The organism is Lysinibacillus sp. LK3, from assembly GCF_001043675.1.
GTDB classification, from domain to species: domain Bacteria; phylum Bacillota; class Bacilli; order Bacillales_A; family Planococcaceae; genus Lysinibacillus; species Lysinibacillus capsici.
In genome coordinates, this window is the sequence record NZ_LDUJ01000007.1 from 258476 (window position 1) to 273314 (window position 14839).

General features: G+C 37.5%; 15 protein-coding genes. All 15 read right to left on the minus strand.

Features of this window, described 5'->3' with window-relative positions; genetic code table 11:
• Positions 1 to 101 precede the first annotated feature (101 nt).
• Positions 102 to 680: a hypothetical protein gene (locus VK91_RS05675; protein ID WP_048391573.1), complete on the minus strand. Its 579-nt coding sequence runs from the start codon at positions 678 to 680 to the stop codon at positions 102 to 104.
• A 9-nt stretch (positions 681 to 689) separates the two neighbouring features.
• Complete coding sequence (locus VK91_RS05680; RefSeq protein ID WP_048391575.1) at positions 690 to 992, minus strand: hypothetical protein; 303 nt, start codon at positions 990 to 992, stop codon at positions 690 to 692.
• A 23-nt stretch (positions 993 to 1015) separates the two neighbouring features.
• Entirely contained in the window at positions 1016 to 1786 is a 771-nt protein-coding gene (locus VK91_RS05685; protein WP_036080567.1) for a FliA/WhiG family RNA polymerase sigma factor, read from the minus strand.
• Positions 1787 to 2221: 435 nt separating this feature from the next.
• Positions 2222 to 3442 (minus strand): amidohydrolase, encoded by a 1221-nt coding sequence (locus VK91_RS05690; RefSeq protein WP_048391578.1) that lies wholly within the window; start codon positions 3440 to 3442, stop codon positions 2222 to 2224.
• A 28-nt stretch (positions 3443 to 3470) separates the two neighbouring features.
• Complete coding sequence (locus VK91_RS05695) at positions 3471 to 4694, minus strand: amidohydrolase (RefSeq protein ID WP_048391580.1); 1224 nt, start codon at positions 4692 to 4694, stop codon at positions 3471 to 3473.
• A 22-nt stretch (positions 4695 to 4716) separates the two neighbouring features.
• Complete coding sequence (locus VK91_RS05700; protein ID WP_048391582.1) at positions 4717 to 5118, minus strand: nucleoside deaminase; 402 nt, start codon at positions 5116 to 5118, stop codon at positions 4717 to 4719.
• 371 nt (positions 5119 to 5489) lie between these two features.
• Positions 5490 to 5861: a hypothetical protein gene (locus tag VK91_RS05705; protein ID WP_048391584.1), complete on the minus strand. Its 372-nt coding sequence runs from the start codon at positions 5859 to 5861 to the stop codon at positions 5490 to 5492.
• A complete protein-coding gene (locus tag VK91_RS05710) occupies positions 5861 to 6364 on the minus strand; it encodes a chemotaxis protein CheD (protein ID WP_004269269.1) in 504 nt (167 codons plus the stop codon). The genes VK91_RS05705 and VK91_RS05710 overlap by 1 nt, the downstream gene beginning before the upstream one ends.
• Before the next feature lies 1 nt (position 6365).
• Positions 6366 to 6998 carry a chemotaxis protein CheC gene (locus tag VK91_RS05715; protein WP_004269270.1) on the minus strand — a complete coding sequence of 211 codons (633 nt, stop codon included), beginning with the start codon at positions 6996 to 6998 and terminating at the stop codon, positions 6366 to 6368.
• 9 nt (positions 6999 to 7007) lie between these two features.
• Positions 7008 to 7454, minus strand: a complete 447-nt coding sequence (locus tag VK91_RS05720) for a chemotaxis protein CheW (protein WP_004269272.1) — start codon at positions 7452 to 7454, stop codon at positions 7008 to 7010.
• A 27-nt stretch (positions 7455 to 7481) separates the two neighbouring features.
• Positions 7482 to 9554 carry a chemotaxis protein CheA gene (locus VK91_RS05725; RefSeq protein WP_048391586.1) on the minus strand — a complete coding sequence of 691 codons (2073 nt, stop codon included), beginning with the start codon at positions 9552 to 9554 and terminating at the stop codon, positions 7482 to 7484.
• A gap of 15 nt (positions 9555 to 9569) precedes the next feature.
• Complete coding sequence (locus VK91_RS05730; RefSeq protein ID WP_081011047.1) at positions 9570 to 10724, minus strand: chemotaxis response regulator protein-glutamate methylesterase; 1155 nt, start codon at positions 10722 to 10724, stop codon at positions 9570 to 9572.
• Positions 10725 to 11600, minus strand: a complete 876-nt coding sequence (locus VK91_RS05735; RefSeq protein ID WP_048391588.1) for a MinD/ParA family protein — start codon at positions 11598 to 11600, stop codon at positions 10725 to 10727.
• Entirely contained in the window at positions 11597 to 12793 is a 1197-nt protein-coding gene (gene flhF / locus VK91_RS05740; RefSeq protein ID WP_048391590.1) for a flagellar biosynthesis protein FlhF, read from the minus strand. Before flhF ends, VK91_RS05735 begins: the two co-directional genes overlap by 4 nt.
• The gene (gene flhA, locus VK91_RS05745) at positions 12790 to 14823 is read right to left on the minus strand and encodes a flagellar biosynthesis protein FlhA (protein WP_048391592.1); all 2034 of its coding nucleotides are present in this window, start codon (positions 14821 to 14823) and stop codon (positions 12790 to 12792) included. Before flhA ends, flhF begins: the two co-directional genes overlap by 4 nt.
• Positions 14824 to 14839: the final 16 nt, after the last annotated feature.

Genomic DNA, 14839 nt, shown 5'->3' on the forward strand with positions numbered 1-14839 from the left:
AAGCTACCCTAATCTTAGAGCACCACTTACTGCATCAAAATGCGTGTGTAGTAATAACACCATTTGCAACTATATCATAGCTTTTAACGATTCGCAACAATTTAGTGATGGAATTTCAGTAAAAGCTCGATTTCTGTTTTACCCTTTTGCAGTTGTTTAGCTATTTCCTCTGGTGATTTTCCCTGTTTTGCTAATTCTAGAGCCTGTTGTTCCACTGTCAGCAATTTTTCAGCTTCTTTTTGCTCCTCCACTTTTAGAGGTGGAGCTGTTTTCACCATTTTCGAGCTTGTATGTTGCTGACGTGAATAAGCATTTGCGACAATATTTTTAGGTACATAGATACGTGCATCTTTCTCTAAAGATAGAGAACTATCACTTTTCACCTCGTGTACTACAGGCAAAGTTGGCTGCTCCTGAGGTGTCATATATTGTTCCGTTTGATGCAAGCTACTAGCAGCTATTTCCGACTGTGAGACACTTTGTAGCTCTTTAATAAGACGGTCATTTTCATCTTTCATTTCAGCTAAATACACACTAATGGTGTCGTCCATTTCTCTCATTAAACGTTCTTGCTTCTTTTCCAAATCTTTAAACTTTGCTAACTTTGTATTTAAAATGATAAGAAAGTAAAATGAAATTAGCTGTAAAAAGAATAGCACCGCTATTAGAATGGTTGTCATTGTAAACTCCTATCCACTAAAATCCACGAAATTCCCTTTAAACGGATGTTGTGCCTGTTTTTCTTGTTGATCCTTTTTTTTCTTTTTATGAATCCCTGTTAAATACTCACCACCTGCATCTTCATCCTCACTAATTTCATCCATACCTTCTGATGTGTTGACAATTTTTTGTTTGCGCTCTACTTCTTTTTTTAATGCTTCATTTGCATGTGCTTGTTGAGCCAATACTTGCTGCTGTGCCTGATCAACCATTTTTCCTGCTTCAAATGTTTTTGGAATAGCAATCTGTAACTCGACACCTTTTAAACTCATTGGAATCTCTCCCTCAAGGATATTTACGCATTAATCATTTCACTAGATAATAGCTTTCGTAGCTTTAATAGCGCTTTTGAATGAATTTGTGAAATACGAGAGGTTGATAGTTCAAGCATTTCACCAATTTCTGTCAAGGTTAACTCCTCCGTGTAAAATAAACTAAGGACAAGCTGTTCTTTTTCATTGAGTTTCTGAATATTTTCCGCAAGATCATCTAACAATTCTGATTTAATGATAGCTTGCTCAGGTGTTTTTGTTGTATCGTCTCGTATGACAAATGACTTGCCATCTGTTTCTTCTTGGTCCTGTTGTTCATTAATAGAAAGAACATTTGAAAAAAAATGCTCTTGCACAGTTTGATAAACATCTTCAACAGATACTTCCATATGCTCCGCAAGTTCCTCAGGTGTTACATGACGCATATATTTTTGTTCTAGTTGTTCAATTTGTGCATCTAATTTTTTGGCTTTTTCACGCGCTGACCGTGGTAACCAGTCTTCTTTTCGTAAACCATCGATGATGGCTCCTCTTACTCTAAACGAAGCATATGTATCAAATTTTAAATCTCTGTTAATGTCAAATTTATTTAATGCATCAAAAAGTCCTACCATCCCTAAGCTCGTTAAATCGTCTCGTGATACGCTTTTGGGCAGACCTGCACCAATACGTTGGACATGATAAGATACTAAAGAAATGTATTTTTTTATAAGTAAATCACCAGCATCGGGATCACGCTCATGTATCCAGCGATTCCACAGTTTTTGCTCATCGTTCAGAATTGGTTGTGTCATGAAATCCACCTCTCTAAAAAACGCTTTTTCACGCCTGTTTACTAACGACTACTTGCGCTCTTAAAATTTATCATTCAACAGGATTTCTTAGTTGTTTTTTATAAAAATCCACATTTAAGCTAATCTAGACGTGAGCCTGAATCGTTAAAGCCCGATAAGCAGTTGCCATCTTTCCTATATTATAACAAGAATCGACTATAATTTCATTTGTTTCTCTTAGTCTCTAATATATTCCTTTGTTTTTGAAAGACATAGAAAAACTGTATCCTCATTGTGTAATGACACTTGGATACAGTTGGATATGATTAAGCTTTTACTAAGAAGTTACTGAATTCTTTTGATTTAGTTTTAGCACTACTGTAGAGCAAAGAACAAATTAAACAAAAGAGCAATAATACCCAATAAAAAAAAACACTCTTTATAATAAATTATGCTTTAAATCGAACTAGAGACAAAGTTTCCATTGAATATAGTTGCCTTACGTAGAGATCTTCGAGCAATTGCTTCAGCAGAGCAAGAAGCCTCCACAAACACCATATTTGCACTATCTCCCACTTTTGGCCATGTTTGCTCACCTGATTGATTGAGTGGGATTTTTCCCCCTGTAATAAATTGAAGGGTTTGGGCTAATGAGCGTTCATCTCCCCAACCTGAGCTTTTTGCCAAACGACCAGCTCGTTCTAATAAATCTCCGTTACCAAATGGGGACCAAACATCAAAGATATTGTCACACCCAATTGCAACGGGTACTCCTTTACTGTGTAATAAACCAACAGGTGGAAACTTTCTACGCAGGGGGACACTCGTCACAATCGTAATACCTGCATCACGTAAGATGTCCGCCATTTCTTCTGCCTCAGAGTGTGAAACATCTCCTAGCCCAAAGGCATGGCTAATGGCTACTTTGCCTTGTAAACCAGCTTCCTTTGTTAATTGGGCTAATCTCTTCATTGTAAAAGTACCCAATTGATCTGGGTCATGCAGATGCAAGTCAATCCCTGCGTTTCCTTCAACAGCGAGTTCCACCATTTGTTGTAAGGAAGCCTCAATATCTCCATCCACAGTAGCTGGATCGACACCTCCTACAAATCCTGCCCCAAAACGTAGAGCCTCCCTTATTAAATTGGTTGCCTTTGTTCGTAATAGACCATGTTGAGGAAAGGCAACGATTTCATAAGACAACTTTCCTTCAAAATTTTGTAAAGCTTTTTGAACCTCTTCTAAATTTTTCAACCCTACCTCAGGATATAAATCCACATGCGTACGTACATGTGTAACTCCAAACTGGACATAACGACTAAGTAGTTTCTCAGCGCGTTGTTGCGTAGTTGTATGTAAGGTTGGAAGTACCTCTTTTTCAATTTCACAACGTTCAAAAATATTATTCACTGGTGTAACTGCCCGCCATTTGTCGCTCAACAGAGTTTTATCCAAATGACAATGTTTTTCTATAAATGAAGGTAGTGCTAATAGCTGTTTCATATCTTTTTTTGGATAATCATCATCTAATAGGCTATCAGCAGAAACTATTTCTGCAATTTTCCCATCTTTAATGAATAGATGAGAACAAGCCGAGTTCGTTTTAGTAATCGTGTCGTTTTCAAAGTGATAATCTGTTTCAAGACGTACATTTGTTAACCAAAAAGTAGAATTCATTTCAGATTTATCCTTTCTTCTTCAAAAATTAAAGCTCACCCGCAACTATTTTCCCTGTAAAGAGCACCGCCACTCTTCTTGCTCTTCTTGCAACTGCTTCTGCTGAGCAAGTTGCATCTACAAACACGACATTCGCCATATCTCCAATTTTCGGCCATTGGGGCTGTCCATCCTTGTTTAAAGGTGTTATGCCGCCAGCAATATACTTTAGACTTTGACTAAGTGAACGTTCATCACTTAAGCCAAAGCGTTCAGCTAGCGTGCCTAGTTTTTCTAGGCTGTCACCTATACCAAACGGGGACCAGTGATCTGTAATACTATCTTCACCCAAAGAGATTTGAACACCTTTTTGATCTAATAACGGAATAGGAATGGTATGATCCAATGGAACAGACGAAGTAATGTCAATACCGTGATGAGCTAGTAACGCTGCCACTTCACTTGCTTCATTAGTTGAAACATCGGCTAAGGCCATGGCATGACTAATTGTCACTCGGCCATGCCAACCCGCTTCCTCCGTTAATGCAGCTAATCGTTTAAAGGTAAAAATACCAAGATGACCAGGATCATGGATATGCAAGTCAACATTTGAATCAGCTTCAACCGCTAATTCCATCACCGTTTGTAAGGATTTTTCTATATTTTCATCAATCGATGCAGGGTCTACACCGCCTACTAGAGACGCTCCACTTCGCAAAGCTTCTCTTACTAAAGAAATGGATTTACTACGTAAGAGGCCATGTTGTGGGAAAGCGACAACCTCTATATCAACTTTATCTTTGTAAGCCTCTTTAGCTCTTAAGACTGCTTCTAAATTTTTCAACCCAATAAATGGATCAATATTACAATGCGTACGAATATGTGTTGATCCTGCATGTATGAGCAAATCTAGTAACTTTTTTGCTCGTTCCTCTGCAACAGGCAATAAGCTTGGCAGTAGAATCTCTTCTTCTTTTAATCTTGTAATAAGACCTTCTGTGGGAATCGAAGGAGCCTTCCATGGTCCACCAAAATAGGTTTTATCTATATGAATATGCATATCTCTAAAAGAAGGGAGCATTAAGTAACCATGTGCATCTCGCTTAGGCAAATCAGTTTTTAAAGGCTGATCTACGCTAAGAATTTGGTTTATTTCACCACTTTCTACTTGTACATTAAAAAGTGCAGTTTTTGTTCCTATAACGACCCCATTATCGTAATGATATCCTGTTTCTAATCGTACATTTGTTAGCCAATACGCTGTTGGTATCATTGATTGAACCTCCCGAAATTTATTAAAGATTGATAGCTAGATGAACCATTTGAATGGCCCTCTCCTGATGGGGTAAAGAAAGTTCATGATAGATATAATCTTGACTAGGATTACTAGCATTAAAATAATAAACTGTAGAAATTTTAGAATAGTAAATGGCACTCAAACACATAGGACAAGGTTCTGTACTTGCATACATTTCACAACCTTCTAAATTGGTCGTTTTCAGTGCGTGACAAGCTTGACGGATTGCTTGAATCTCTGCATGATTCGTCAAATCATTGGTGATTGCAACCTCATTTACACCAGAGCCAATAATCTGTCCATTTTTAACTACAATTGCACCAAAAGGAGCACCATGTTTTGTTCTTTCATTTTCTTTAGCTAACTCAAGTGCTTGTTTCATAAAGTCATGAGATTTCATGTCGTTCCCCTCCTAGAAAAAGCGAAATTCTCTTTTCTTTTTATATATTGAAATGGACCATTTATTGGAAATATGCTACTGCCAATACATCCTCCTGTGAAAAACTAAGCACTGCCGTCTGAGGTGTTTCTCTTACAAGACCAGTAAATGGTGCCATAATCAATATCTTTTCAGTTGATAAATTCCCCGGACAAGCTACATTTTTATATTTTGGAGTTTTTAGATTTAAAGCTATTTCCTTTGTATAAATATGCTAACATGAGGACTATATATATGAATAATATAAAAATAATTAATTTCACTTAAGTTTTTCGTATACTACAAACTCCAAAGCCAAAATAAAAAAGAGTCGTTAGTCACGACTCTTACTTTTACGCATTTACTTGTTGATCTTCTTCTCGATTCATCATCGTTCTTACTACTTGTGCAATTTCCTCGGAATTTTCATCTTGAAATTCAACCGTGGAATTAGCTATTGGCACTTCTTGTTTTACGCCTTCTATTGATTCAAGTTCCTTTTCTTCTCTATCGACTTCAACTGCTTCCTCATCTTCCTCTGGTGTAAACAAGATGTAAGCAATTAGAAAACGTACAATAAACATTACAAAAAATGCGATGATTGCTACAATAAAAGAGCCAATCAGGATTCGCAGAGGCGTAAATGGTTTTTGAAATGTACTAAAAAAATAAATAGAAAAGGCAATTAATGCTCCCCATAGATTGTAAAATATAGAACCAAACATTAGATTTCACTCACTCCCTGGTTAACTGTTCGGATATGTAATATCGACGTTGCAGGATTAAATTCAATCGTTCTACCACTATTTCCACCAGTATCCTCGGCCACTAAAGGGATGCCCTGCCTCTTTAATTCATTTTTGACAGCTTCTACATTACGGGGACCAATACGCATTGTATCTTTGTCGGAAGTAAATTGGAACATCTGCGCACCCCCTGCAATTTTTGCCTTGAGTTTAAATTTTTGAACGCCTTCTAACTTTAGTAAATCAATCATTGCAGCAATCCCTGAATCTGCAAATTTCGCGACATTGATTGACTCAGCTCTTCCTAAACTTGAATCTGGTAACATCACATGGATTAAACCAGCAATTTTTTTTGACTCATCATACAAAATAACACCAACACATGAACCAAGACCAGAAGTTCGAATCGTGTTAGGTAGCTTTACTACATCCATTTGTGCAATTCCCACTTTAATCACTTGTCCACTACTATTGGTTAACATATCACGAAACCCCTAATGCTTTAAAAATGGCATCAAACGAGTCAGGATCTGGTAGTAGGAAGAAATGGCCCCTCACCGTTTCATGGTCTTCCACACCTTCTTCAAAAATGGATGTATTTATCACAATAACATTATCACTGACATGAGATAATTCTATTAAACCAATGCTTATTATAGCTCCAAACATATCAACACTTAGACCTGGCACAGTTGGATAAATTTTTAAATTAGTAAAATCCGATAAGGCAGATAAATAGGAGCCCGATAAAATATTACCCATTTCTTGCATAGCTGATAAACCTAACTCTGAAACAGGTCGTTTTTTAAAGTCAAAAGAGTCATCGAAAATAAGCCGACGTATAAAGCGGTTTGCTTGTTCGATAGGTAAAATAAAGAACATACTTCCCTCTGCATCACCTTCAATACGAAGGTAAATGCCAACAACTACGTTTTCTGATCCGCCAGCCAACTCCATCATATCGTTAAAGGACACCATCTCTACCTTTGGAACACGCATATCAATTTTTTTCCCAAGTAAATTGGAAAGTGCTGTCGCGGCATGCGCAGCACCGATGTTTCCAATCTCCTTTAATACATCTAAATGTAGTGATGTAATTTTTTGATTAAATGTCATTATCGATCCCTACTTTAGTGGATTTAATACTTTTTCTAAATGTAATAAGATTAATAATCGCTTCTCTACTTTAGCAACGCCTGAAATAAATTCTTCTTCAAGTGAGCCAACGACTTCTGGTTGCGGTTCAATAGCACTTGCAGGAATATCGATAACGTCGTTAGCGGAATCCACTACAAAGCCTACTTCCATATCTTCTAATGAAATAATAATAATGCGTGTTGTTTCTTCATGTTCAGAAATAGGTAATTCAAAACGTTCACGTAAATCCACAATTGGTGTGACAACACCTCGTAGATTGATTACACCTTTTACGTATTTCGCTGTTTTCGGTACACGAGTAATATGCATTAATTTCTCAATTCCTTGAACATGGGACACTGGAATTGCATATTCTTTATCTGCTAACTGAAAAACTATTACTTTAATACTTTCTTGCTCCACTGCATTTGTCATACTTTACACCTCTCTTATTCATTCACCTTATTTAATTAGTGCGTTGCAATCTACAATTAAGGCTACTTTACCATTGCCTAAGATTGTTGCTCCTGAAATGGCAAAGATATTTGTTAAGTAATTTCCTAAAGACTTCAAGACAATTTCTTGTTGGCCAATGAATGAATCCACCACTAAACCAGCAAGTTTTTCACCTTTACGGACGATCACTACTGAGTGGAATTCTTCATCTTGATGCTCTTGACGAGGTACCTCAAAGATTTCCTCTAAGAATACCAACGGCACAACTTTGCCACGGAAGTCGATTACTTTTTGATTATGCGCATTCATAATCTCTGATGAACGGATAATAGATGTTTCAATAATAGAAGATAGTGGAATTGCATAAATTTCCTTTTCAATCTCCACAAGCATAACTGAAATAATTGATAATGTCAGTGGTAATTGAATCGAGAAGATGGATCCAACATCCTGTGTTGATTCAATTGAAATATTGCCACCTAGTGATTCAATCGTTGTTTTTACAACATCTAAACCTACTCCACGACCAGATACATCTGAAATAACATCTGCAGTGGAGAAGCCTGAAGCTAGAATAAGCTCATTAATTTGTTTATCAGACATTGAATAGGATTGTTCTTGTGTAACAATACCTTTTGAAATAGCTTTCGCTAATACTTTTTCTCGATTTATGCCCGCGCCATCGTCTTCAATTTCAATAAAAACGTAATTTCCGCTATGATAGGCACGCAATACGACCGTTCCTTCTTCAGGCTTGCCTTTTGCACGACGAGCAGTTGGATTCTCAATGCCATGATCCACAGAATTACGAATCAAGTGAACAAGCGGATCTCCAATTTCATCAATTACTGTACGATCTAGTTCGGTTTCAGCACCAATAATTTCAAGGTTGATTTTCTTATTTAAATCACGTGATAGCTGACGAATCATTTTCGGGAAACGATTGAAAACTGTTTCTACAGGTACCATTCGCATTGTTAAAATAATAGTTTGCAAATCACCCATCACACGACTCATACGCTCTACTGTTTCATTTAGTTCGCCATGATTTACTTCAGTAGAGATAGATTGCAATCGACCACGATCAATGACAAGCTCTTCAAACAAGTTCATTAAAATATCTAGACGTTCAATATTTACACGAATTGTTTTATTACCTACAGGTGCATGATTTTTGTCAGCCTTGGAAGGTGTAGCTTCTTTAGCAGGTTTTGCAACAGGCTCGGCTTTAGCAGCAGGCGTATTTGTTGGTATTGCGGCTACCTCAGCCACTGCTGTTGCAGTTGCTGCTACTTCTTGGTGCGCTTCAAATACTTTTTCACTAAATTTCCTTTGGTCAATTGTAGTCACAATAACCTCATCAACTTCAGAAACTTTCATTAGCTTTTTCTGCATATCCTCAGCTGTTGTTTTTGTGACAAAAGCAACATAAAATTGTTGATCAAACTGCTCATCTTCTAGCTTTTCAACAGATGGACTTGATTTAATGACATCCCCATCTTTTTCTAAAATCTCAAACACCATAAATACACGCGCTGCCTTAAGAAGGCAATCCTCACGTAGTGTTACTGAAATTTCAAAAGCATTAAAGCCTTGTTCAGCCGATTGTGTAATGACTGTTTGTTCAAACGAATCATATTCTAATACACTTTCAACAACCGGTGCAGCAACCGTTGCTACCACCTCTGGTATTACTTCCTCACCTAGTTCTATACGCTTTAGTTGTGCGACAGTTGAGGAAACATCACGCTTACCATCTCCACCGTTAGCAATATCCATTACCATTTCTTCTAAATGATCAACAGATTCAAACACGACATCTAAAATTTCAGGTGTAACATGAATCTTCTCGTTACGGATGGCATCTAAAACATTCTCCATTTTATGGGTTAAATCTGCTAAATCTTCGAAGCCCATTGTGGCAGACATACCTTTTAATGTGTGTGCAGAGCGGAATATTTCCCCAACAATTGCCAAATCGTCTGGATTTTTTTCTAATTCTAATAAATGTTCACTACACGCTTGTAAATGCTCTTTACTTTCTTCAATAAACATCTCTAAATATTGATTGACTTCCATAAGAGGACACCCCTTTTAAGGCAAATATTTCATTATTGTTTGTGCAATATCATCTACATCTGCAACTTCATCAACAAGTTGCGTTTCTACTGCTGCTTTTGGCATACCATATACAATGCAAGTTTCAGCTGATTCTGCAATAGCAATGACATTGCCAGTATTTTTTAATGCTTTTAGACCATTAGAGCCATCATGACCCATACCTGTCATAATCACTGCTACTTTATCAAAATCTTTATATTGACTAACATCTTCGAACATTACATCTACAGAAGGTCGGTGGCCAGATCTTGGTGCTTCTTGATTATCAAGAACAATGCCAAAAGTTGTCCCTACTTTTCTAAGTTTTAAATGATATCCACCTGGTGCAATATAAGCTACTCCATTTTGCAAAATATCGCCCTGTTCAGCTTCTTTAACAGAAATTTCACTTAGCTGATCAAGTCGGTTAGCAAGCGATTTAGTAAATCCAGCAGGCATATGCTGTACAATTAATATAGGAGCTTGAATAGACTTGGGAATTTTAGTAACAACCTCCTGAAGTGCGCGAGGTCCTCCTGTTGATGTGCCAATTAACACAATCTTCTTTCCTATTTTACTCCATTCTACCATTGGTTTAGTTACGGCTACCTTAGTAGAAACAACATTAGTAGACGTATTTGTTCGTCCATGCTGTTGTGGTTCCTTTATTACGGTACTCACCCTTGTCACTTGTTCTTGTTGTCGTTTACTACCAGAAGGTTTTTTCAATTTGGAAATTGGCACCGTTGCAGCTTGTTCCACTTTGTGCACAAGTTCATTTTGAATTTTATGTAAATCAAGGGAGATGGTCCCGCTCGGCTTGGCAACAAAATCTACTGCCCCGCCCTCAATTGCAGCAATTGCATTTTCTGTCCCACGTTGAGTGGTACTTGAGAGCATTACTACAGGAACTGGACATTGTATCATAATTTCTTTTAAAGCATCGAGCCCATTCATTTCAGGCATCTCAATATCCATTGTCACAACGTTTGGCTTCAACGATTGTATCTTTTTGATCGCATCTTTTCCATTTCGAGCTGTTCCAACTACTTCCACCTTCGAGTTGCCAACAAAAAAGTCACTAATTAGCTTTCTCATAAAAGCAGAATCATCCACAACTAAAAGCTTGCTTTTATGCAAAAAGTCCAATTAATCACGCCCTTTCGAGAAAATACTTCTAAGTTTCGTTAAAAATTTTTTCGTTGTTTGATCATGTGCATGTATTTCCCCCGCACGTTGCTCCATAAAACGAACGACTATAAGTTGCAATGTCTTTGATATTAATGCGTCTGGATAAGCAAGTGAGAATGGCACTTGCTCGCGCACTGCCTTACGCACAACAGGGTCTTCAGGTAATGAACCAAGAATGATCGTTTCTTTGTCTAAAAAACGTTTCATTGTTAACTGTAAACGTTCATTCGTTTCTACTCCTTCTTCTTTACTGAAAGCGCGGTTACAGAGAATATGAAACTGCTTATCTGGATCTCGAACATGAATATATTTCATCATGGAGTACGCATCTGTAATAGAAGTAGGTTCCGCTGTTGAAATGACGATAATTTCATCAATAGATGTGAGTAAATCTAACGACCAATTAGTAGCACCAGCGCCCATATCAAATAAAATATAATCATAGTTTTTTTGAAGTTCTTCAAATGCTTGAATAAGTCGTTCAAACATACTAGGAGACCAATCAAGCACACTCGTCATACCTGACCCACCTGAAATATACCTTAAATCGTAAGGCCCTTCAAATATTACCTCATCTAGTAGCTTATTTCCTTCTAAGTAATCTTTTAAACTATAAGAAGCATTTTTCCCAATTAAGATATGGATATTCCCCATCCCAATATCCATGTCTACAATGACAACTCTTTTTCCCTTTTGGGCTAAAGTCATGGCAAAGTTCATTGTGAAGTTACTTTTACCTACTCCACCTTTGCCACTTACAACTGCAATCGCTCTACCTAGTTCGCCTTGCTGTTTCATCATTTTTAAGCGTAATGCTTCAGCTTGGTCTCTCATTTTTCTTCACCTTGAAAAAACAAATTAAGTACTGCTTCTAAATCAGCTTCTTCAATATCTTCTGGTACTTCTTGACCATTCGTATAGTAAGCAAGTCCTTTATTATATTTAATCATTAAATTGATCATTGTGCCAATAGAATTTGTTTCATCAATTTTTGTAAAAATAAATTTTTGAATTGGTAATTGTTTAAATTGATCTACAATATTCTCCATATCCCTTTCTTTCGTTGTCATTGCAAGCACTAAATAAGATTCTGCATGATCATCGAATTTTATAAGGCGTTGGAGATCATCAACATACTTGACTTCTTTATAATTTCGACCAGCTGTATCAATAAAAACCAAATCTAAATGTGATAATCTCTGGATTGCTTGTTCAAAATCTGTTGCATTGTAAGCAATTTCTACAGGAGCTTGTAAAAGACCAGCATATGTTTTAAGCTGCTCTATTGCCGCAATCCGATAAGTATCTGTCGTAATAAAGCCAATCTTTTTCTTTTTTTCTAACACAGCTCTAGCAGCCATTTTAGCAATAGTTGTAGTCTTACCAACCCCTGTTGGCCCTAAAATGTTTATATATTTTCTTTCGTAGGATAATCCTCCGACTGGAAGTACTTCTAGCTTCTTACGTAATAAATTTTTTGCTATCAATTTACATTGTGAAAAATTTATTTCGGATGCTTCTCTAAAATGCATAAAAAGCTCATCACCTATCGTTGTGATGAGCTCTTCACTTAGCTCTTGCTGTCTTAAGTATTCAATGAAGGGTAAGAGTTCATCGGGATATTGAGCTTGGGTAGTCTTTTTATGCATCGATTGCATTAATGATTTTAAATCAGCAATTTCTTTTCTCAATTCTTCTGACATGCTAGCGTCCTCATGTACTGCTGCTACATCAAGGGGTGGTTCCTGATGCATTTTTGCTTGAATAGCATTTGTAATCTCTTGTAACCTTGCATTCTCTTTTTTTACTACAGGCAGTACAGCTGGTGTTGGAACTGAAGCCACTTGCTGGGGCTCCATTGCATCAATACCCGCAACCACTTCAAAACTTTTCTTTTTTATCATGCCAAAAAATTTCTTTGTGATGACGACTTTTGAATTTAAAATGACTGCGTCCTCACCTAATTCTGCTCGCACTTGCTTCATCGCCTCTGGTATGGATGATGCATAATACTTTTTCATTTTCATTGAACATTCACCACCCCAACACTTTGAATTTCAACCGAAGCATCCAATTCATTATAAGATAGAACCGGAATTTGTGGGAAATAACGCTCCGTTAGTTGTCGTAAATACATCCGAACGGCTGGCGAGCATAATATAATAGCTGATTGCTCCATAAACGAAACACGCTCTACTTCCGCTGCAATAGTTTCTAATACTGTTTGAGAATCTTGTGGGTCCATAGCTAAATAATTACCGTGATCCGTTTGTTGGATACTATCAGCAATCATTTTTTCTACTTTACCTGAAACCGTAATCACCTTTAATACTGAACTATCCCCAACATATTGCGCTGTAATTTGACGAGCTAATGCTTGACGCACATATTCAGCTAAGATATCTGTATCACTCGTTAATTTTGCATAGTCTGCAAGTGTCTCAAAAATAATAGGTAAGTTACGCACTGATACATTCTCCCGAAGAAGCTTACCCAGTACCTTTTGGATTTCTCCAGTAGATAAAGGTGCAGGTGTTAATTCTTCTACTAAAATTGGATGGGATTCGCGTAAGTGATCGATTAACTGCTTTGTCTCTTGACGGCCTAATAACTCATGAGCATTTGCTCGAATTATTTCAGTTAAATGTGTTGACACCACACTTGGTGGGTCCACAACTGTGTAACCATACATTTCCGCATCCTCTTTTACTTGCTCTGTAATCCATTTAGCTGGTAATCCAAATGATGGCTCGACAGTATCAATACCTTCAATAGAATCATCGTCTCCAGGACTCATCGCTAAATAATGATCTAGTAAAAGTTCGCCTCGTGCCATTTCGTTCCCCTTTATTTTAATTCGATATTCATTTGGTTGAAGCTGAATATTGTCTCGAATACGGACTACTGGGATCACGATACCTAACTCCAAGGCAAGCTGTCGACGAATCATGATAACACGGTCTAATAAATCCCCACCTTGAGCGGCATCTACTAAGGGAATTAATCCATAACCAAATTCGAATTCAATTGGGTCCACATTTAATAAATTCACAACATTCTCAGGGCTCTTCATGCCGTCAGTAGCCACTTCTTCTTCAATCTCAAGTAATTCCTCTTCGTCCTCTGGCTTCTTGCGACCCATCATATAAGCTCCTGCTATTAGAGCAATCCCAATGGGAAGTGTGATCCAATCCGGAATTGGTGTAAATAACCCAAGTAATACAATTGTACCACCAGCTACATAAAGCAGCTTAGCTTGGGCAAATAATTGACCTGTAATGTCCTGGCCGAGACTTCCTTTAGAAGATGCACGTGTTACAACAATCCCAGTGGCTGTTGAAATAAGTAAAGCAGGAATTTGGGATACAATACCATCTCCAACAGTTAGCTTAGAGAAATGTGTTGCTGCTTCCGCAAATGGAAGCCCCATTTGGACAACCCCAATGATGATACCAAATAATAGGTTGATAATAACCATTACCATCGAGGCAATGGCGTCCCCTTTTACGAATTTTGTAGCACCGTCCATCGCTCCGTAGAAGTCGGCTTCTCCTGATACTTTTTCACGACGTTCACGTGCTTCCTTTTCGGAAATAATCCCCGCATTTAAGTCAGCATCAATACTCATTTGTTTACCAGGCATTGCATCAAGTGTGAAACGTGCTGCAACTTCAGCTACACGCTCTGCACCTTTTGTAATAACAATAAACTGAATTAACACTAAAATTAAAAAGACAACTAAACCAACAAGTATATTTCCTCCAACTACGAAATCACCAAAAGTTTCAACGACCGAACCTGCATCTCCATTTGCTAAGATGGCACGAGTAGTGGAAACACTTAGTCCTAATCGGAACAAAGTTAATAGTAAAATTACCGAAGGAAAAATGGAAAAATCCAATGCTTCTTTCATACTCATTGCTGTGAGCAGTACAATTAATCCTAATGTAATATTAATGACAATTAAAAAACTTAACATCCACGGAGGAAGAGGGATGATGAGCATCGCAACGATTAAAATAACCGCACCTAAAACCCCAATATCGCGAACTTTCATTTGTGTCCCTCCTACA